The sequence below is a fragment of the Streptosporangium sp. NBC_01810 genome (genome assembly GCF_035917355.1).
In the GTDB taxonomy this organism is placed as follows: domain Bacteria; phylum Actinomycetota; class Actinomycetes; order Streptosporangiales; family Streptosporangiaceae; genus Streptosporangium.
Map to the genome: position 1 here is coordinate 5266431 of NZ_CP109070.1, position 18170 is coordinate 5284600.

The following is an 18170-nucleotide window of genomic DNA, read 5'->3' on the forward strand; positions in this document are numbered from 1 at the left end:
CTGACCGATCCTCGCCACGGCGAGATCCGCCAGGCAGGGCCTAGTTCATCGACGGGTCGTCGGGGCAGGTGGCCACGTAGGCGAGCTCGCCCCGCTGGCGGCGGAGCACGGCCCGCCAGAGCGACTCGGGCTCGTGGTGGAAGGTGTCGCCGGGCTCCGAGTCCACGACGTACCAGGCGCCCTCGCCGATCTCACTCTCCAGTTGCCCGGCCGACCAGCCGGCGTACCCCGCGAAGATGCGCATCTCGGCGATCTCTCCGGCGAGGATCTCCGGCGGCGCGTCGAGATCGACGGTGCCGAGCCTGGAGACCGCCGCGGTGCCCGCGTGCAGCCGCCGCCAGCCGAGCGGCTCCTGCCCGCTCGGAACCGCGGCCAGCGCCAGGGCACTGTCGGTCTGGACAGGCCCCCCCTGGAACAGCACGGACGGACCGGTGACCATGGTGTCCCAGGTCGGGAGCACCTGGGTCACCGAGATGTCACTCGGTCTGTTGAGCACCACGCCCAGGGTGCCGCCATCGAGGTCGTGTTCCAGCACCAGGACCACGCTGCGCCGGAAGTTGGGATCCTCCAGCTGCGGCGTCGCCACCAGAAGCCCACCGACGTAGATCGCCTCCGCCATACCTCCATCATGGGGGGTGAACACCCCTTCGCGCTGCTCCCCCCGCTCTTCCAATGACCCGGACCTCACGTGCTCGTCACGCGACGCGCACGTGAGAGAACTCCTTGGAGCGAGGGTCGCGGAACGGGGCGGGAACGACGGCCTCAGGCCTCCGTCATGCCGGTACGCGCACGGCCGCCGGCCGACTCACGCACGGCCGCCGCGACGGCACCCGACACGTCCGGGTGGAACACGCTGGGGACGATGTAGTTGGGGCCGAGCTCCTCGGTGGTCACCACGTCGGCCAGCGCCTTGGCCGCGGCCAGCAGCATCTCCTGGCTGACCACGGTGGCCTGCGCGTCGAGCAGACCGCGGAAGACGCCGGGGAAGGCCAGCACGTTGTTGATCTGGTTCGGGTAGTCGGAGCGGCCGGTGGCGACCACGGCGGCGTACTCGCGAGCGATGTCGGGCGAGATCTCGGGCTCGGGGTTGGCGAGCGCGAAGACCACGGCGTCCTTGGCCATCGTGGCGATGTCGTCGCCGTTGAGGATGCCGGGTGCGGACACACCGATGAACACGTCGGCGCCCTTGACCGCGCCGCGCAGGTCACCCGCGTAGCCGGCGGCGTTGGTGTGGTCGGCGATCCACCGGAGCGAGTCGTCCAGGTCCTGGCGCCCGCGGTGCACCGCGCCCAGATAGTCGCAGACGACCACGTTACGGGCGCCCGCCGCGAGCAGCAGTCGCAGCACCGCCGTCCCGGCCGCGCCCGCGCCCGCGAGGGTGATGCGGACCTCGCCCAGATCCTTGCCGACCACGCGCAGCGCGTTGGTGAGCGCGGCCAGCACGCAGATCGCGGTGCCGTGCTGGTCGTCGTGGAAGACCGGGATGTCCAGCAGCTCGCGCAGCCGCCGCTCCACCTCGAAGCAGCGCGGCGCCGAGATGTCCTCCAGGTTGATGCCGCCGAAACCGGGAGCGATGATCTGCACGGTCCGCACGATCTCGTCGACGTCCTGGGTGTCCAGGCAGATCGGCCAGGCGTCGATGTCGGCGAACCGCTTGAACAGCGCGGCCTTGCCCTCCATGACGGGGAGCCCGGCGGCCGGACCGATGTTGCCCAGGCCGAGCACCGCCGAGCCGTCGGTGACGACGGCGACGGTGTTGCGCTTGATGGTCAGGCGGCGGGCGTCCTCGGGGTTGCGGGCGATGGCCATGGAGACCCGGGCGACACCGGGCGTGTAGGCCATGGAGAGCTCGTCACGGTTGCGCAGCGGCACCTTCGAGCGCATCTCGATCTTTCCACCGAGGTGCATGAGGAAGGTCCGGTCGGAGACCTTGTGGATGACGACGCCCTCGACGCCCTCCAGCTTGTCGACGATCGCCTGCGCGTGATCGGTGTCACGCGCGGCGCAGGTGACGTCGATGCGCAGCGTCTCATGCCCGGCCGTGGTCACGTCGAGCGCGGTGACCACACCTCCGGCGGACTCTACGGCGTGGGTGAGCTGGCTGACGGCCTTGCCGCCGGCGGGCACCTCCAGGCGCACGGTGATGGAGTACGACACACTCGGCACGGTGGCCACAGCCAATCCGCTCCTTTGCGACTGACTTTGGATGGGATGCCTCCATCGTGCCATCACCGGGGGAGTATATGCACCGGAGGTGGCGGACCCGCACGTGTGGATACGGCCACAGAGCCGCGCTCATCCTCCGGGGACGGTTCCGGTGGACGGCGCCCGCCCCGCCCCACGGCCGGCAGGCCGCCGGGCCGGGTGCTCAGAACAGGGCGCTGGCCAGATTCCTGCGGGCCCTGGCGATGGACGGGTCGTCCCCGGGGAGCGTGTCGAACAGGCCGAGCAGGTGCACCCTGGCCCTGTCCCGCTCGGCCCCCGAGGTGCGGCGCACCACGTCGACGAGCCGGTCGAAGGCCCTGTCCACGTCGCCGGAGAGCGTCTCGAAGTCGGCGGCCAGGAGCTGGGCCTCGATGTCGGCGGGATCGGCCAGCCGGCTCTGCAGGTCGGCCGGATCGACGTCCTGCGTCCGGCGGATCAGACCGAGCCCGGCCAGGCCCAGCTTCGCGTCCTGGTTGTTCGGCGAGCGAGCCAGCAGCCGCTCGTACGCGGCCACCGCGCCGTCGAGGTCGCCGGCGTCGACGGCCTGCTCGGCGGCGAGCACGTCCGGGTCGACCGGGGGCTCCTGCGGCTGCTCCTGCTGGTCCTGCTGGTCCTGGGCCTCCTCGCCCGGGGGCGGGAGATACTGCGCCAGTGCCTCCATGAGCTGCGACAGCCAGTCACGGAGTTGCGGCTCCGTGGCGATGCCCGGGACGACGGCCACCGGCTGTCCCTGGAAGATGGCGTACAGGGCGGGCACGTTCTGCACCCGGAGCGCCTGTGCGATCTGCTGGTTGACCTCGACGTCGACCCTGGCCAGGACCCACCGGCCGGCGTTCTCGGCGGCCAGTTTCTCCAGCAGCCGGCTGTACTGCTTGGCCTGCTCGGCACGGGTGACGGTGAGCTCCAACAGCACGAGGCCGTTCATGGAGCGTTCTACGACCTCGGTCGCGAAGTTGGCGTCGTCGACGTCGATGACCGGCGCCGGAACACCGCCGGTTTCCTGCGCGGCGCTCTCCCGCCGCGCCTGCGCCTCCAGTGCCTGCTTACGAGCGCCGAGATCGACGGCGCCGTAGAGCGATCCGGGTCGAGTGAAGTCCGCTGGGCTCATACCCCAATCCTGCCGTATCCCGGTCGGTGCCCCGACGCGCCCTCGCTAGAAACGGGCCGGTTCCGTGTAGACGCCCCACTCGTCGCGCAGCGCGTCGCAGATCTCGCCCAGCGTGGCCTCGGCCCTGGCCGCGTCGAGCATGGCGGGGATCATGTTGCCCTCACCCCTGGCCACCTGCGTCATCGTGGCCAGGGCGGCGTCCACGGCCGTCTGGTCACGGGCGGCGCGGCGCTCGGCGAGCACGCGGTTCTGCTCGCGCTCGACCTCGTGGCCGACCCGGAGAATTTCCAGCGGCTCGTCGATGGACGCCGTGTGGCAGTTCACCCCGATGATCCTCTTCTCACCCTTCTCCAGCTTGCGCTGGTAGTCGAAGGCGGCCTCGGCGATCTCGGACACGAACCAGCCGTCCTCGATGCCACGCAGGATGCCCGAGGTCATCGTGCCGTCGGCGCCCATGTCCCGGATCCTCGTGAAGATCGCCTCGGCCTCGGCCTCCAGCCGGTCGGTCAGCGCCTCCACATACCAGGATCCGCCGAGCGGGTCGGCGACGTTGACGACCTCGGTCTCCTCCATGAGCACCTGCTGGGTGCGCAGCGCGATCTCCGCCGCCCTCGTCGAGGGCAGCGCGAGGACCTCGTCCAGCGCGTTGGTGTGCAGCGAGTTGGTGCCGCCGAGCACCGCCGCGAGCGCCTCGACCGCGGTGCGCACCACGTTGTTGTACGGCTGCTGCGCGGTCAGTGACACGCCCGCCGTCTGGGTGTGGAAGCGCAGCCACTGGGCCTTCTCCGTAGTGGCCCCGTAGACGTCTCGCAGCCACCGCGCCCAGATCCGTCGGGCGGCCCTGAACTTGGCGATCTCCTCGAAGAAGTCGATGTGCGCGTCGAAGAAGAAGGACAGGCCGGGGGCGAAGACGTCGACGTCCAGGCCGCGCGACAGGCCGAGCTCCACGTAGCCGAACCCGTCGGCCAAGGTGAAGGCCAGCTCCTGGGCGGCCGTGGACCCGGCCTCGCGGATGTGGTAGCCGGAGACGCTGAGCGGCTTGTACGCGGGGACGTCCGCCGCACAGAACTCCATCAGGTCGCCGATCAGCCGCAGGTGCGGCTCGGGGGCGAACAGCCACTCCTTCTGCGCTATGTACTCCTTGAAGATGTCGGTCTGCAGGGTGCCGTTGAGGTCGGCGGCCGGCACCCCCTGCCGCTCGGCGGCCACGACGTACATGCAGAAGATCGGGACGGCCGGACCGCTGATCGTCATCGAGGTGGTGATCTCGCCGAGCGGGATTCCATCGAAGAGCAGATCCATGTCCAGCGCGGAGTCGATCGCCACGCCGCAGTGGCCGACCTCGCCGAGCGAGCGCGGGTCGTCGGAGTCGCGGCCCATCAGCGTCGGCATGTCGAAGGCCACGCTCAACCCGTCGCCGCCGGCGGCGAGGATCATCTTGTAGCGCTCGTTGGTCTGCCGTGCGTTGCCGAACCCGGCGAACTGCCGGATGGTCCATGTCTTGCCCCGGTAGCCGGTGGGATGCAGACCGCGGGTGAAGGGATACTCCCCCGGCCAGCCGATGCGCTCCATGCGCGGGTCACCGCCACCTGGCCCGTAGACCGGCTCGACGTCGAGCCCCGACAGGGTGCGGAACTCGGACTCACGCCTGCGAGCCCTGTCGAACCGCGCCTGCCAGCGCGCACGCCCCACCTCGACCTGCTCGGCGTCCATGGCCAACCCCCTTGTACGGCAGCGGCTCACACCCGGCTTGTGGCCTCCCTCAAATACTAGGACGCCCTACTAATTCTTGGCCGACGTGAGGCCGCACAACTCGCCATCAGCACTTACTGGAAATCGCCGGCGGCGACGCGGAGGGTTCTGAGGAGGCCGAACATCTGCTCCAGGTCCTCCTCGCCGTACATGGGCATGGCGAAGTCGGCCTCCATCAGGTCGGCGGTCGCCCCGCGGGCGACCTCCCGGCCCCGGTCGGTGATCTCGGCGAGCACCCCCCGGCCGTCCTGGGGGTTGGGCATGCGGCGTACCAGACCGGCACGTTCCAGGCGGCTCACGGTGTTGGTCACGCTCGTGGGATGGACCATCAGACGCTCACCGATCCTGGAAAGCGGCAGCGCTCCAGTCCTGCTGAAGGTCAGCAGCACCAGGGCCTCGTACCGGGCGAAGGTCAAGTCATGCGGTTTGAGCAGCGTGTCCAGTTGCGACAGCAGGATCTGATGCGCTCTCATGATCGATGTGACGGCGGCCATGGCCGAGGAGGGCCCGAAGTGAACGCGCCACGTCTCCGCGGCACGTTCGATGGGGTCAAACGGGAGATTCAGCCGACCTGTAACCACAGGGCTACGGTAGCGCGACCTCATCCCGGTTCGCCCATATACGTAGAGTCACCAGACTGATGGCTTCACCAAGAACCCGGACGCCAAACGTCACGCTCCGTTATGGTTCCCACATCGAATGGTGAGGCCGTGGCCAAGTGGCCACGCTGACTCAGTCCGGCCTGCGGGGGACGCGAGCCGGACCGGTGCCGAGGGGACCGGCATCCGCACATTCACGGCACGGGGGGTGCTTGATGAACGACAACTTGACGGCGTTCGAACGCCGGACGCACTTCGGCTACACCGGCTCGGCGTGGGTTCTCACCACGCCCACCGGTGCGTGAGCACAGGGGCGTTTCACGCGAGGAACTCCAGCAGAGTGGGTTGATGGCGGTCGCCATCCTGCTCGTGCTCGGGGTGGTCGCGGCGTGGAGCGTCCTGGTTCCCGGTGTCAGCGCGTGGGAGAACATCGTCGTCGCGGTGATCGGCTCGCTCCGGTTGACCGGCCCGGTGGCGGCCGCGTTCGCCGCGTGGGTGGCGGTGCGCAGGCGGCGTGGAACGGGCGGCCGATCGCTGACCCCGTGGCAGGCGGTGCGTGCGCCGCTGGCGATCCTGGTGGTGACGGGAGGCGCGTTCACCGCCACCGTCATGGTCCTGGCGGTCAGAACCATGATCACCGAGCAGGCCGGGCGGCTGCTGCCCAGCGGCCTGGTGATGGGCGTGGCCGGGCTGGCACTGTACGTCGTCATCGGCTGGGTCACCGGCTGGCTGATGCCGTGGACGATCACGCCGGTCCTGGCCGGGCTCGGCTGCTACAGCCTGTTCACCTGGCTGTGCCACGGCCCGACCTGGGGTGACCGGCTCGCCCCCGCCACCCGGGAGCCGTACGACCCGTTTCAGGGGCTGAACGCGGCGGCGTTCACAGACCAGACGCTCTGGCTGGTGGGGATCAGCGCGGCTCTCCTACTCGGCTGGGCCGCGGTCGTGACACGCCAGGCGCTGGTGCTGGCCGCCGCGCTGATCGCGGTGCTGGCGGCGGGGACCGGCATGGCCCGCCTGTTCACCGAGGAGCAGCCGGTCTCGGCCCAGCAGATCGTCTACAGCTGCCAGGAATGGCCGATCATGGTCTGCGTGCACCCGGGGATGCGCGCCGGACTACCCGATCTGGGCTCGGAGTTCATCAAGATCGCCTCCCGGCTGGCCGGGACCCCCGGGGAGTTCTCCCGGGTGGAGCAGCACCCCAGGCGTGACGCTGCCGCCCCCTCCGCGGGCGTGATCTCGATCCACGTGGACGATCTGGCCACGGGGTTCGCCGAGAAGGCGGCCGACGAGTTCGTCGACGGCCTGGCCGCGCGGTGCGACGCCACTCCGGCGGCGGGCTACCGCGACATCGTGGCCGCGTGGCTGCGGGGCGAGCCGCTTCCCGGTGGGCCGCTCGCGGAGCACCGATACGCCGCGGCGTGGTTCTCGGGGCTCACAGACGTCCAGCGACGCGACTGGCTCCGGCTCTACTACACGGACTTCACCGGCTGCCGGTTACAAAGCACTCACTTCGGGGGCCAGTCCGAGCAGACCGCCCAGACAGGGCAGTACGGCCTCCCGGGGCAGGGTGCGGGTGGCACCTCGACCGGGCCCGAGCCCAGGTCAGGCCCCGCCCCCCAGGCACCCGGCAGCCCGCCACCGCCCGGGGCGGGCAGCTCGCCCGCCCCGTGGCGCCTCCCCTTCGCCGAAGGCGGCACGCCGCCGTCGCCACGGGGCTGACAAGATCGGCATAGGCTCGGCGTGAGAAGGTCGCCCCCCGGGGAAGGAGAGCTTCGTGAAAGCCTCCCAAGAAGCTCCGCCCGAGGCCCCCCCGGCGGCGCCTCGCAGGCGCCGCCGGCGTTTCCTCGCCGGACTGCTCGTCGTCATGGTCCTCCTCGTCGTGGGCGCTCGCGTGACCTGGTCGTGGTTGAACCCGTTCGGTGAGGCCACGATCGACCGCAGCCAGCCCGTGCTGCTGGAGTCCATTCACAACCTCAGCCGTTTCGAGGCCGCCACCGGCAACTTTCAGGTCGTGGTCGACCTGGAGAAGGACGCCGCCTTCCTGCCCGACGCGGTCAAGGGCAGCCGGACGCTCTTCGTCGGTGCCGGTGGCGTCGACGCCTACGTCGACTTCGGCGGCATCGGCAACGGCGGGCTGACGGTCTCCGGGGACCGCACCGAGGTCACGGTCAGGCTGCCCCGCGCCCAGTTGGAGAAGCCGAACCTCGACAACAAGCGCTCCTACGTCTACGCCCAGCAGCGCGGCCTGCTGGACCGGGTCGAGGATTTCCTGTCCTCCTCCCCCTCCGACCAGCAGGAGCTCTACGTGCTGGCCGAGAAGAAGATCGCCGAAGCCGCTCAGGCCAGTGATCTGCGCAACCGCGCCGACCAGAACACCAAGATCATGCTTGAGGGCATGCTGAAAGGCCTCGGCTTCGAGAAGGTCACCGTCAAGTTCGCCGACGAGACCTGACCGTTCACCGCGTGCCGGCCCTTCGTGACCGGCGCGGCCGTCGGGTCCGGTGCGGCCGTCGGGTCCGGTGCGGCCCCGGGCGGCGGCGCGGGCAGGAGTGGGATCAGCCCACGGCCGTCAGAAGCTCGTCCGCCGCGGTGTAGGGGTCGAGTTCCGCGTCCAGGACGCGGGTGGCGAGGGCGTCGAGGCGCCGGTCTCCGTGCAGGTGGGCGAAGCGGGAGCGCAGGGCGGTGAGGGCGATCGCCTCGATCTCGTCCCTGGCCCTGGCGTGGCGGCGGCGGGCGAGCTCTCCCGACTCCTCCAAATAGGTCAGGTGGCCGTCGAGGGCCGCGACCACCTCCTCGCCCCCTTCCCCCCGAATCGCCACGGTCGGCACGATCGGCGGCCTCCATGGCCGCTCGACCAGGGCGATCATGTTGCGGAGCTCGCGAATCGTGGCCTGGACGTCCTCGCGGTCGGCCTTGTTCACCACGAACACGTCGGCGATCTCCAGGATGCCCGCCTTGGCCGCCTGGATGCCGTCGCCCATCCCCGGGGCGAGCAGCACGACCGTGGTGTCGGCCAGCGAGGCGATGTCGACCTCCGCCTGGCCGACACCGACGGTCTCGACGAGGATGACCTCGCAACCGGCCGCTTCCAGGACGCGCAGCGCCTGGGGCGCGGCCCACGACAGCCCGCCCAGGTGCCCCCGGCTCGCCATCGACCTGATGAACACGTCCGGATCGGTGGCGTGGTCCTGCATCCGGACCCGGTCGCCCAGCAGCGCCCCGCCGGTGAACGGTGAGGAAGGGTCGACGGCGAGCACGCCTACCCTCATGTCCCGCCCGCGGAACGCGTGGACCAGCATCCCGGTGGAAGTCGACTTGCCGACACCGGGAGGGCCGGTGAGGCCGATGATCCGGGCCCGGTGCGGCCGGTCGGCGCAGAGCAGCTCGGTGATCTCCCTGAGCCCGGGGGAACCGTTCTCGACCATGGAGATCAACCGGGCCACGGCCCGGGGCCGGCCTTCCCTGACCGTCGCGACCAGGTCGGAGACCTCCGAGGTCATGCCGATGGAATGCGGATGATCAGAGCGTCACCCTGCCCGCCGCCGCCGCAGAGGCCGGCCGCGCCGAGGCCGCCGCCCCTGCGCCTGAGCTCGTGGGCGAGGGCGAGGACGATGCGGGCGCCGGAGGCGCCGATCGGGTGGCCGACCGCGATGCCGCCGCCGTTGACGTTGACTTTGTCGAGGGGAACGTCCAGCTCCTTGACCGACTGGAGGACCACCTGGGCGAAGGCCTCATTGATCTCCAGCAGGTCGAGGTCACCGGCGACGAGCCCCTGCTTGCCGAGGGCATGCTTGATCGCGTTGGCCGGCTGGGACTGGAGCGAGTTGTCGGGCCCGGCGACGTTGCCGTGGGCGCCGATCTCAGCCAGCCAGTCAAGGCCGAGCTCCTCGGCCTTGGCCTTGGACATCACGACGACGGCGCAGGCGCCGTCGGAGATCTGCGAGGCGGACCCGGCGGTGATCGTGCCGTCCTTCGCGAACGCCGGTCGCAGCCGCGACAGGGCCTCGGCCGTGGTGTCCCCGCGCACGCCCTCGTCGGCGGAGAGGACCGTAGGCTCGCCCTTGCGCTGCGGGATCGCCACCGGCACGATCTCGTCGTCGAAGGTCCCGTTCTTGATCCCGGCGGCGGCGAGCGCGTGGGAGCGGGCGGAGTACTCGTCCTGCTCCTGGCGGGTCAGGCCGAAGCGCGCGTTGTGCCGCTCGGTGGACTCGCCCATGGCCACCTGGTCGTAGGCGTCGGTGAGGCCGTCGAAGGCCATCGAGTCGATGATGCCGGCGGCGCCGTACTTCACTCCCTTGCGCAGGCCGGGCAGCAGGTGCGGGGCGTTCGACATGGACTCCATGCCGCCCGCGACCACGATGTCGAACTCACCTGCCCGGATGAGCTGGTCGGCCAGGGCGATGGCGTCCAGGCCGGAGAGGCAGACCTTGTTGATCGTCAGGGACGGCACGGTCATCGGGATGCCCGCGGCGACGGCGGCCTGGCGGGAGGGCATCTGACCTGCCCCCGCCTGGAGCACCTGTCCCATGATCACGTACTGCACCGCCTCCGGAGCGACGCCGGAACGCTCCAACGCGGCTTTGATGGCGATGCCGCCCAGCTCGACGGCCGACAGGCCGGACAGCGAGCCGAGCAGGCGGCCGATGGGGGTTCGAGCCCCGGCGACGATGACGGAAACGGACATAACAGGGGGCCTCCCTGACAGAGCTTGGAACGACTTTGCAACCATACCCGTGAGTACCTTGGTGACCTTGAAGGAGGATGGCCCTATGTTCATGCGCATCGACCATGTGGGAATCGCCTGTCACAACCTTGAAGAGAAGATCTCTTTTTTCGAACAGACTTTCGAACTTACGGTGGTGGCCCGCGAGGTGAACGCCGAGCAGGGGGTGAAGGAGGCGATGCTGCACATCGCCGACGGTGAGGGCGGTGGGTCTTACATCCAGCTCCTCGAACCGCTCGCCCCCGACACGCCGGTCGGCAAATTTCTCGCGAAGCGCGGGGAAGGCGTTCATCATGTCGCCTTCGGCGTTCCGGATGTCGTGCAGACCCTGGAGACGATCGGTGGCAGGGGAATCCGGTTGCTCGACGAACGGCCGCGCCACGGCTCCATGGGTTCGTCCATCGCCTTTCTTCACCCCAAAGACGTGGGCGGAATGCTTACCGAACTCGTCCAGGCTCCGGAAAGGCAAGCTGGGACCATGTCGAATGCAAGAAACGCTGATACGTAACAAGTCGCGCATAAAGTCGGACGAGACCGCCAACTCGGCAACGGCGGAGTACGCTGGCGTACCACCGGACGTGGATCCCGCCCCGGCTCCCGCTTCGGATGCCTGAAACCCCCCGTCCGGCCCGTGTAGCCGTCTCGACAACCCAGGATCGAGCCTCCATGCAGTCCGACATCGACGCCCAGCTCAACAATTTCTTTGAAGACGCCCCCGCTCGGGAATTCGACGTGGTGCTCCGTGGCTATGACCGGCACCAGGTCCACGACCATCTGAAGCAAATCGACGGTGAGCTTCGGCAGTCCCGTGAGCAGGTTCAGGGCCTGCAGCGGGATCTGTCCGACTCCCAACGCCAGCTTCAGGAGCAGGAGCGTCCGACCTACTCCGGCCTCGGCGCCCGGATCGAGCAACTGCTCCGCCTGGCGGAGGAGCAGGCCACCGAACTGGTCCAGGCAGCCAGGTCCGAGGCGAACGAGATCAAGGCGGCGTCCAAGGTCGAGGCCGCCGACCTGCGCGCCGCCGCTGAGAACGAGGCCGCGGAGAAGCGCGCCCTCGCCACCCGCGAGGTCGACGAGATGCGCACCACCGCGGAGCGCGAGGCCGAGGAGATCCGCTCGACCGCCCGCCGCGAGGCCGACGAGCTGACCGCCACCACCGAGCGCGAGGTCTCCAAGCTGCGGGCCACCGCCGACCACGAGGTGGCCGAGAAGCGCGCCGACGCCGAGCGCGAGATCGCCAAGCTGCGCACCACCACCGAGCGCGAGGTGGCCCAGCTGCGCGCCTCGACCAAGCGTGAGCGCGATGAGGTCCTCACCACCGCCAAGCGCCAGGCCGACGAGATGCGCGCCCAGGCCCAGCGGGTGCTTGAGGAGTCCGAGGCCAAGCGGGCCCAGGACGAGGCGGAGTTCGAGATCCAGCTCGCCGCCCGGCGCGAGGAGGCCGAGCGCCAGGAGGCCGAGCGCCACGCCACGGCGCAGGCCGCCACCCAGAAGCTGGTCGCCGAGGCCGAGCAGCGTGCGGCCACCGCCGAGCAGCGCGCCACCAAGGCCACCCAGCAGGCCGAGCAGACCCGCCGTGAGGCCGACACGCACGCCAAGCAGCTGCTGGCCAACGCGCGTAAGAACGCCGACCAGGTCGTGTCCGAGGCCAAGTCGAGCGCCGAGTCCATCGTCTCCGAGGCCAAGTCGGAGTCCGAGCGGAGCCGCTCCGTCGCCCAGCGCCAGGTCGACGAACTGACCCGCCAGCGCGACAGCATCACCAGCCACCTCGCCCAGCTGCGCCAGCTGCTCGGTGGCGCGCCGCTCCCGGCCGCCGACCCGGAGCCCGCGATCGCCGCGGCCCCGCCGAAGCCGGCCATCCCCGCCGCCACCAACGGCGCCGAGAAGCCGGTTCCGACTCCCGCCAGAGCGGAGAAGGACGACGACGCGGAGTGGTGGCAGGAATAGGCAGCCGCTGACTCCGGGGCGTTGACGACGGCTGTCGAGAGCCTGGCGACCTTCACGGTCACCAGGCTTTCTTCCCGTCTACCGCCCCGCTTACCTACCCCCTTACCCACAGTCAGGAGCGGTCGTCCCCGAAGCGTCACCGGTGTCCGACGACCCTGGGGCTCCCGCCCCGAGTCAGGAGCCGGTCCCGCCCTCCGGGGGCCCGATCCGCGCGCAGCACCCGCCGGTGTCCCGTACGTCGAGAACTACCTGATCCATCCCCGGGTGATGAGGCACTCGGTGGACGTGACCCCGGCGGTCACCGTCATCGCCACGCTGTTCGGCGGCGCGCTGACGGGCGTTCCGGCACCGTCACCGCCGCGCTGACGGGCATTCCCGCACCGTCACCGCCGCGCTGACGGGCGGTGCGCTGACGGGCGGTGCGCTGACGGGCGGTGCGGTGGACGCGGCGATCGCCCTGCTCATCCGCGAGGTGGTGATCCCCCGGCAAGCTCGGCAATGAAGTCCGACACCGCCCGGTTGAACGCCTCGGGCTGCTCGATCGCGCTGAGGTGGCCGGCCTTCTCGATGACGGCCAGCCGCCCGTCGGGCACCGCCTCGACCATCGCGCCCGCTTCCGCCGGCGGGGTGATCTCGTCCTCCTCGCCCACGATCACCAGGACGGGTGTCTTGATCGCCCGCAGCGTGTCGAAGGAGTCGGGACGGGCGGCCATGGCCCGTTGCGCCCAGGCCGCGGCCGTCGGCGGAGCCGACTGGACCAGCCCCCGTACCCGGCCGAACACCATCGCCCTGCTCCGCACCGTGGTCTGCCCGACCAGCCCCGGCAGCAGCTCCTTCAGCAGGACGGACGTGCCCTCCCGAAGCACCGCGGCGGCGATCCGCTCGCGGTTGGATCTCGCGGCCTGCGGGTCGGCGCCCGCCTTCGTGTCGGCGAGGATCACCCCCAGCAGCCGGTCGGGGTGGCGGCGGCACAGGGCCATCGTCACGTAGCCGCCCATGGACAGGCCGCCGACGACCGCGCGGTCGACGCCCTCGCTGTCCAGCAGGCGCACGACGTCGTCGGCCATCACGTCGAGGGAGGGATCGTCCCCGCCCAGCAGCGAGCCACCGAAGCCGCGCAGGTCGGGAGTGATGACCTTGCAGACCGCGGCCAGGCCCTCGCGCTGGGCCAGCCACATGGCCGACGACAGGGGGAACGCGTGAAGGAGGACGACCGGAAGCCCCTCTCCAGCCGATCGCGTGTACAACTGCACGCCGTCCACCGTATTCCCGGAGCCCCCATCTGGCACCCCCGCTTCCACAACCGTTTATGACGTTGCGGTAACTCCGAGGTCAACGAACGGGACCCGACCGGCGATACGGCGACGAGGCTTCCGGGACGGGTCCGAACCGGACGGGTCCGAACCGGACGGGTGCCTACGAGTCGGCGACCTCGGTGGGGAGGGGGTGGGCGGCCGGATTGACCCGCAGGACGATCTCGTTGAGGACGATCCGCACGTACGGCTCGCCGACCCACAGGTGCTTGGCGTCGTCCACCCCGACGACCTCGGCCTGGGGCACCCTGGCGAAGCGCTCGCGGGCCTGCTCGGGGCGGAGGTAGTCGTCGAACTCCGGAACCAGCGCGGTCAGCGGCCGCCCGAACTCCGCCCACCCGTCGAGGTCTGCGTCGGTAGCCCTGTGCAGCGGCGGGGAGAGGAGGATCGCCCCCTCCACCAGCGGGTCGCGGCCCCACTTGAGCGCCAGTTCGGTACCGAAGGACCAGCCGAGCAGCCAGACCCGGGGCAGGTCGTGGAAGTCGGCGTACTCCAGGGCCGCGGCGACGTCCAGGCGCTCGTCCTCCCCCTTGCCGAAGGCGCCCTGGGATGTTCCCCGCTCGGAGGTGGTGCCGCGCGTGTTGAACCGCAGCACGGCCAGGTCGGCGAGGGCGGGCAACCGGTTCGCCGCCTTCTTGTAGACGTGGCTGTCCATCATGCCGCCGTGGGTGGGCAGCGGATGCAGGCAGACCAGTGTGGCCGCCGGAGGCCGGTCGGCGGGAAGGGCCAGCTCGCCGACGAGCGTCAGCCCGTCACCGGTGTGCAGCTCGATCGGCTCCCTGCGCGCGGGCAGCACCGTAGAGGCCCGGATCTCCATGTCTCTCCTCACCACGACCGGCGATTCACGCCGGTCAGTATCTGCTTCTGCCAGGACCGCGCCTGACCCGGTTGCGCCAGCACGCGGTGTGCCAGTGCCTGCGTTCCTGCTCGCCGCCCTGCCAGGCGGGCCAGCTGACCAGGTGCGGCAGGCCCGGCCTGATCTCCTGGTCGCAGCCGGGGCAGCGGTAGACCTTGTCCGCCGCGCCACCGGTGACCCGGCGTACCTGCCAGTCTCCGTCGGGCCACTCTTCCGTCTGGTCGGCACCTGGCACGGATCCGCCGACGGGACGAGCCGACCCCCGGTTGCCGCCGCGGTCGAACGGGTCGGCCCGACGGGCCCTGCGGGGGCTCACGGCAGGTCTCGGAGGCTCCGGACCCCCGCCGCGACGAGCTGCCCCGGCAGCGGTACGGGCGCGAGGAACGGTTCGCGGCACTTCGCGTACTTCGCATACTTCGCATACTTCGCGTACTTCGCGCACTTCGCGACCGCGCGGCCCGTGGAGTCCTCCAGATGGCCCCGGCCTCGCGTCAACGTCTCAGGACCGGCCTCCGCCCCGATCACAGCGATCCCGGCACGGGCGAAGCACTCGGCGATCCCGGCGCCCATAGTGCCGAGGCCGGCCACGCCGACCGTCTCAAAACTGCCCGTCATCGCTCTCCCCACCCTGCCTGCGGATCCCGCTCCGCACGACAAACCGCCCGTCCTCGAACCGCAACAGTCTCCCAGAGAGGGATCGGCTACCCAAAAGCCGGGCATGCACCGCGGGAGGGGAAAGAAAGTACTTGAATGGAAGTTGAGTAGTAATTACTATTTGAGTACATGAACAGAGGAGGAGGCATGGGAGACGACCTGACGCCGGAGGAGGCTCTGCGGCAGATCGGCGAGGTCGACCGGCGCCCCCGGCGGCCGGCGCGTGTCGCCGGCCTGCTCTACGCGCTCCTCGGCCTGGGCACGATCGCGTACTGGCCGATCATGTATCTCGGCCCTGGCTGGTCCCGGGCCACGGCCGGGGTGGCGTGGATCGTCCTGACCTTCGTGTTCGCCTGGCACCTCGGCCGCATGCGGGTCCAGGACCGCGAGGTCACCTGGGTCAACAAATTCACCGGGCCGGTGACGGTCACCTACTTCGTCGCCTTCCTGGCCGTGTTCGTGTTCGGGACGTTCTTCCGCCCCGACGACCCGGACGGCGGCTGGATCGCGACGCTGGTCACGCTGGCGGCCTGTGCGAGCATCCCGCCCTTCTACGCGGCATGGCGCGTGCTGCGGGCGGAGCGGTGAGCGGCAGGAACGGAGCCGGAGAGACGAGTCGTGCCGGGGATGGTACGGGCTCGCACCCCCGGCACGACCTCGACGACGTCATCCACGCACCCGTCCGACTGTCGATCATGGCCGCCCTGGCGGCCACCGACAGGGCGGAGTTCCGCTTCCTGCGCGACACGATCGAGGTCAGCGACTCCCTGCTCTCCAAGCATGTCATCACCCTGGAAGAGGCCGGCTACGTGCGCGTGGAGAAGGCCTTCGTGGGTAAGCGCCCACGCACCTGGCTGGCTCTCACCGACGAGGGCCGCCAGGCGTTCCACGACTACGTCTCCGTGCTGAGGCGCCTTACCGAAGGATCTCCCCCATGATCGAGATAGCCGACCTGCACAAACGATACGGCGACAAGACCGCCCTGAGCGGGGTGACGTTCTCCGTGAAACCCGGCGAGATGTTTGGTTTCGTCGGAGCCAACGGCGCGGGCAAGACCACCACGATGCGCATCCTGATGGGCGTGCTGACCGCCGACTCGGGCTCGGTGCTCCGCGACGGCCGGCCTCTGACGTTCGAGGACCGGCGCCGGTTCGGTTACATGCCCGAAGAGCGCGGCCTCTACCAGAAGATGAAGGTCGCCGAGCAGGTCGAGTACTTCGGCAGGCTCAGCGGCCTGACCGCGAGCGGGACGAGGAAGGCCACCGGCGACCTGCTCGAACAGCTCGCACTCACCGAACGCGCGAACGACACGGTGGACGCGCTCTCCCTGGGCAACCAGCAGCGCGTGCAGCTCGCGGTGGCGCTGGTGCACGACCCCGAGGTGCTCGTGCTGGACGAGCCCTTCTCCGGGCTCGACCCGCTCGCCGTCGACGCTCTGGCCGAGGTGCTCGCCGCGCGGTGCGAAGCGGGCGTGCCCGTGCTCTTCTCCAGCCACCAGCTGGACCTCGTCGAGCGGCTCTGCCACTCGGTCGGCATCATCTCCGCGGGCCGCGTGGTGGCCAGCGGCACGGTCGAGAGCCTGCGCGACCGGGAGGGACGCGGCCGGCTCAGAGTGATCGTCAGGGACGCCTCCCCCGGCTGGGCCGCGTCCCTGCCGGGGGAGGTCGTCGAGACGGGCGACGAGGTCCTCGTCGCGGGCGTGGACGGCGACGGCCAGGAGATCCTGCACCTCGCGGTCAAGGCCGGAAAGGTCGAGCACTTCGGCTGGCAGCGGCCCACACTCACCGAGATCTTCAGGGAGGCGGTCGCGTGAGCGGGCTGTGGCTGGTCGCACGGCGGGAGATCATCACGCGCGGCCGTACGAAGGCGTTCGTCATCGGGCTGGTGGTGAGCGCCGTGCTGGTCGCCGCGCTCGCGTTCCTGCCCAAACTCTTCTCCGGGCCCGACTCCTACACGGTGGGGCTCGTCGGAGCGCAGTCGCAGGTGCTGCGACCGGCTCTGACCGGCACGGCCAAGGACGTGACGATCACCGTCAGGGAGTTCCCCGACGAGGCCGCCGCGAGCGGCGCGGTCAACGCGGGCGATGTGGACGCCGCGGTGGTGGACGGCCGCAGGCTGCTCGCCGACGGCGAGGTCGACCGCGAGCTGGGCCTGCTGCTGGAGAATGCGCACCGGGCCGCCCAGACCCAGCGGCAACTGGCCGACGCGGGCCTGGACCCGGCCAAGGTGGCCCAGGCGATGCGGGTCACCCCCCTGGAGACGGTCTCGGTCGGCGCCGACGCCCGCTACGCGGGCGTGCGGGTGGGCATCGCGTCCCTGCTGGTCATGGCCCTGTTCTTCCTGATCATCTACTCCTCCATGTACGTCGCCATGGGGGTGATCGAGGAGAAGGGCAGCCGGATCGTGGAGATCCTGCTGACCTCGATCCGCCCCTGGCAGCTGCTCGGCGGCAAGATCGTCGGGCTGGGCGCCCTCGCGCTGGCCAACCTCGTCGTGATCATCGTGGCCGGTCTCGGCGCGGCGGCGGCGACCGGCTTCGCGGCCGACCTGCCTCCGGGCATGACGGGCATCGTGATCAGCACCCTGTTCTGGTTCATCCTCGGCTACGCGTTCTTCGCCGCCCTGGCGGCGGCGCTCGGGTCGCTGGTCTCCAGGCAGGAGGAGGCGAACAGCGTCCTGACACCGATGACGATGCTCATGATGATCACCTACGTGGTGGCCTACTTCGCGGCGGTCCAGCCGGGCAGCGCGGTGGCCAGGATCCTGTCGCTGGTGCCGCCGTTCTCCTCGATGGTCATGCCGGTCCGGATGGCCGGGGGCGAGGTGCTCGCCTGGGAGATCGTGGTGGCGGCGGTCCTGATGTTGCTGGCCACGGTGGGCACGCTCCTGCTCGGTGCGCGCATCTACCAGCGCGCGGTCCTGCGTACCGGCGCCCGCGTCAAACTCTCCGAGGTGGTCCGCTGACCGCACCCGTGACCGCCCGTGACCGCCCGTGACCGTACGCGTGAGC

General features: G+C 70.3%; 19 protein-coding genes. 8 read left to right on the forward strand and 11 right to left on the reverse strand.

The features are described from left to right. Positions 1-40: 40 nt before the first annotated feature. The 5 genes from OIE13_RS23340 to OIE13_RS23360 all read right to left on the reverse strand — a co-directional run bounded on the left by OIE13_RS23340 (position 41) and on the right by OIE13_RS23360 (position 5670). Positions 41-619: a YqgE/AlgH family protein gene (locus OIE13_RS23340; protein ID WP_326636587.1), complete on the reverse strand. Its 579-nt coding sequence runs from the start codon at positions 617-619 to the stop codon at positions 41-43. 143 nt (positions 620-762) lie between these two features. Then, positions 763-2175 carry an NAD-dependent malic enzyme gene (locus OIE13_RS23345; protein WP_326636585.1) on the reverse strand — a complete coding sequence of 471 codons (1413 nt, stop codon included), beginning with the start codon at positions 2173-2175 and terminating at the stop codon, positions 763-765. Positions 2176-2368: 193 nt separating this feature from the next. Then, positions 2369-3313: a tetratricopeptide repeat protein gene (locus tag OIE13_RS23350; RefSeq protein WP_326636583.1), complete on the reverse strand. Its 945-nt coding sequence runs from the start codon at positions 3311-3313 to the stop codon at positions 2369-2371. 45 nt (positions 3314-3358) lie between these two features. Beyond that, positions 3359-5026: an acyl-CoA mutase large subunit family protein gene (locus OIE13_RS23355; protein ID WP_326828758.1), complete on the reverse strand. Its 1668-nt coding sequence runs from the start codon at positions 5024-5026 to the stop codon at positions 3359-3361. A gap of 113 nt (positions 5027-5139) precedes the next feature. Continuing rightward, positions 5140-5670, reverse strand: a complete 531-nt coding sequence (locus OIE13_RS23360; protein ID WP_326636579.1) for a MarR family winged helix-turn-helix transcriptional regulator — start codon at positions 5668-5670, stop codon at positions 5140-5142. Between the two features lie 342 nt (positions 5671-6012). Here OIE13_RS23360 and OIE13_RS23365 point away from each other — a divergent pair, with 342 nt between their 5' ends. Together OIE13_RS23365 and OIE13_RS23370 are read left to right on the forward strand one after the other, a co-directional pair. Then, positions 6013-7386, forward strand: coding sequence for a hypothetical protein (locus OIE13_RS23365; RefSeq protein ID WP_326828759.1), 1374 nt, complete (start codon positions 6013-6015; stop codon positions 7384-7386). Between the two features lie 55 nt (positions 7387-7441). Next, positions 7442-8119 (forward strand): DUF4230 domain-containing protein, encoded by a 678-nt coding sequence (locus OIE13_RS23370; protein ID WP_326828760.1) that lies wholly within the window; start codon positions 7442-7444, stop codon positions 8117-8119. 103 nt (positions 8120-8222) lie between these two features. Here the strand turns inward: OIE13_RS23370 and meaB are convergent, their stop codons facing one another. Beyond that, the gene (gene meaB / locus OIE13_RS23375) at positions 8223-9167 is read right to left on the reverse strand and encodes a methylmalonyl Co-A mutase-associated GTPase MeaB (RefSeq protein WP_326636573.1); all 945 of its coding nucleotides are present in this window, start codon (positions 9165-9167) and stop codon (positions 8223-8225) included. Further along, positions 9164-10351, reverse strand: coding sequence for an acetyl-CoA C-acetyltransferase (locus tag OIE13_RS23380; protein ID WP_326636571.1), 1188 nt, complete (start codon positions 10349-10351; stop codon positions 9164-9166). The genes meaB and OIE13_RS23380 overlap by 4 nt, the downstream gene beginning before the upstream one ends. An 85-nt stretch (positions 10352-10436) precedes the next feature. Here OIE13_RS23380 and mce point away from each other — a divergent pair, with 85 nt between their 5' ends. Both mce and OIE13_RS23390 read left to right on the forward strand, forming a co-directional pair. Continuing rightward, entirely contained in the window at positions 10437-10898 is a 462-nt protein-coding gene (gene mce / locus OIE13_RS23385) for a methylmalonyl-CoA epimerase (protein WP_326636569.1), read from the forward strand. A 158-nt stretch (positions 10899-11056) separates the two neighbouring features. After that, positions 11057-12337 (forward strand): DivIVA domain-containing protein, encoded by a 1281-nt coding sequence (locus tag OIE13_RS23390; RefSeq protein ID WP_326636567.1) that lies wholly within the window; start codon positions 11057-11059, stop codon positions 12335-12337. Between the two features lie 461 nt (positions 12338-12798). Here the strand turns inward: OIE13_RS23390 and OIE13_RS23395 are convergent, their stop codons facing one another. From OIE13_RS23395 to OIE13_RS23410, 4 genes are all read right to left on the reverse strand, one after another. Continuing rightward, positions 12799-13590 (reverse strand): alpha/beta fold hydrolase, encoded by a 792-nt coding sequence (locus OIE13_RS23395; protein WP_326636565.1) that lies wholly within the window; start codon positions 13588-13590, stop codon positions 12799-12801. A gap of 163 nt (positions 13591-13753) precedes the next feature. Beyond that, positions 13754-14467 carry an alpha/beta hydrolase gene (locus OIE13_RS23400; protein ID WP_326636563.1) on the reverse strand — a complete coding sequence of 238 codons (714 nt, stop codon included), beginning with the start codon at positions 14465-14467 and terminating at the stop codon, positions 13754-13756. 34 nt (positions 14468-14501) lie between these two features. Further along, positions 14502-14822: an ATP/GTP-binding protein gene (locus OIE13_RS23405; protein ID WP_326636561.1), complete on the reverse strand. Its 321-nt coding sequence runs from the start codon at positions 14820-14822 to the stop codon at positions 14502-14504. After that, complete coding sequence (locus OIE13_RS23410; protein ID WP_326828761.1) at positions 14819-15121, reverse strand: 3-hydroxyacyl-CoA dehydrogenase NAD-binding domain-containing protein; 303 nt, start codon at positions 15119-15121, stop codon at positions 14819-14821. Before OIE13_RS23410 ends, OIE13_RS23405 begins: the two co-directional genes overlap by 4 nt. A 186-nt stretch (positions 15122-15307) precedes the next feature. Between OIE13_RS23410 and OIE13_RS23415 the strand changes: the two genes are divergently transcribed. The 4 genes from OIE13_RS23415 to OIE13_RS23430 are packed head-to-tail and all read left to right on the forward strand — an operon-like array spanning position 15308 to position 18124. Further along, positions 15308-15748: a hypothetical protein gene (locus OIE13_RS23415; protein ID WP_326636557.1), complete on the forward strand. Its 441-nt coding sequence runs from the start codon at positions 15308-15310 to the stop codon at positions 15746-15748. Then, positions 15745-16098: a winged helix-turn-helix domain-containing protein gene (locus OIE13_RS23420; RefSeq protein ID WP_326636555.1), complete on the forward strand. Its 354-nt coding sequence runs from the start codon at positions 15745-15747 to the stop codon at positions 16096-16098. The genes OIE13_RS23415 and OIE13_RS23420 overlap by 4 nt, the downstream gene beginning before the upstream one ends. Next, positions 16095-16973, forward strand: coding sequence for an ABC transporter ATP-binding protein (locus OIE13_RS23425; RefSeq protein WP_326636553.1), 879 nt, complete (start codon positions 16095-16097; stop codon positions 16971-16973). Before OIE13_RS23420 ends, OIE13_RS23425 begins: the two co-directional genes overlap by 4 nt. Next, positions 16970-18124, forward strand: coding sequence for an ABC transporter permease (locus OIE13_RS23430; RefSeq protein ID WP_326636550.1), 1155 nt, complete (start codon positions 16970-16972; stop codon positions 18122-18124). The genes OIE13_RS23425 and OIE13_RS23430 overlap by 4 nt, the downstream gene beginning before the upstream one ends. The last annotated feature ends 46 nt before the right edge of the window (positions 18125-18170 follow it).

What these genes read in the sequence shown, in the direction of transcription:
- OIE13_RS23340 (WP_326636587.1), bottom strand. Translation starts at nt 619, where the DNA reads ATGGCGGAGGCGATCTACGTCGGTGGGCTTCTGGTGGCGACGCCGCAG.
- OIE13_RS23350 (WP_326636583.1), bottom strand. Translation starts at nt 3,313, where the DNA reads ATGAGCCCAGCGGACTTCACTCGACCCGGATCGCTCTACGGCGCCGTC.
- OIE13_RS23355 (WP_326828758.1), bottom strand. Translation starts at nt 5,026, where the DNA reads ATGGACGCCGAGCAGGTCGAGGTGGGGCGTGCGCGCTGGCAGGCGCGG.
- OIE13_RS23360 (WP_326636579.1), bottom strand. Translation starts at nt 5,670, where the DNA reads ATGAGGTCGCGCTACCGTAGCCCTGTGGTTACAGGTCGGCTGAATCTC.
- OIE13_RS23365 (WP_326828759.1), top strand. Translation starts at nt 6,013, where the DNA reads ATGGCGGTCGCCATCCTGCTCGTGCTCGGGGTGGTCGCGGCGTGGAGC.
- meaB (WP_326636573.1), bottom strand. Translation starts at nt 9,167, where the DNA reads ATGACCTCGGAGGTCTCCGACCTGGTCGCGACGGTCAGGGAAGGCCGG.
- OIE13_RS23380 (WP_326636571.1), bottom strand. Translation starts at nt 10,351, where the DNA reads ATGTCCGTTTCCGTCATCGTCGCCGGGGCTCGAACCCCCATCGGCCGC.
- mce (WP_326636569.1), top strand. Translation starts at nt 10,437, where the DNA reads ATGTTCATGCGCATCGACCATGTGGGAATCGCCTGTCACAACCTTGAA.
- OIE13_RS23390 (WP_326636567.1), top strand. Translation starts at nt 11,057, where the DNA reads ATGCAGTCCGACATCGACGCCCAGCTCAACAATTTCTTTGAAGACGCC.
- OIE13_RS23400 (WP_326636563.1), bottom strand. Translation starts at nt 14,467, where the DNA reads ATGGAGATCCGGGCCTCTACGGTGCTGCCCGCGCGCAGGGAGCCGATC.
- OIE13_RS23410 (WP_326828761.1), bottom strand. Translation starts at nt 15,121, where the DNA reads ATGACGGGCAGTTTTGAGACGGTCGGCGTGGCCGGCCTCGGCACTATG.
- OIE13_RS23415 (WP_326636557.1), top strand. Translation starts at nt 15,308, where the DNA reads ATGGGAGACGACCTGACGCCGGAGGAGGCTCTGCGGCAGATCGGCGAG.
- OIE13_RS23425 (WP_326636553.1), top strand. Translation starts at nt 16,095, where the DNA reads ATGATCGAGATAGCCGACCTGCACAAACGATACGGCGACAAGACCGCC.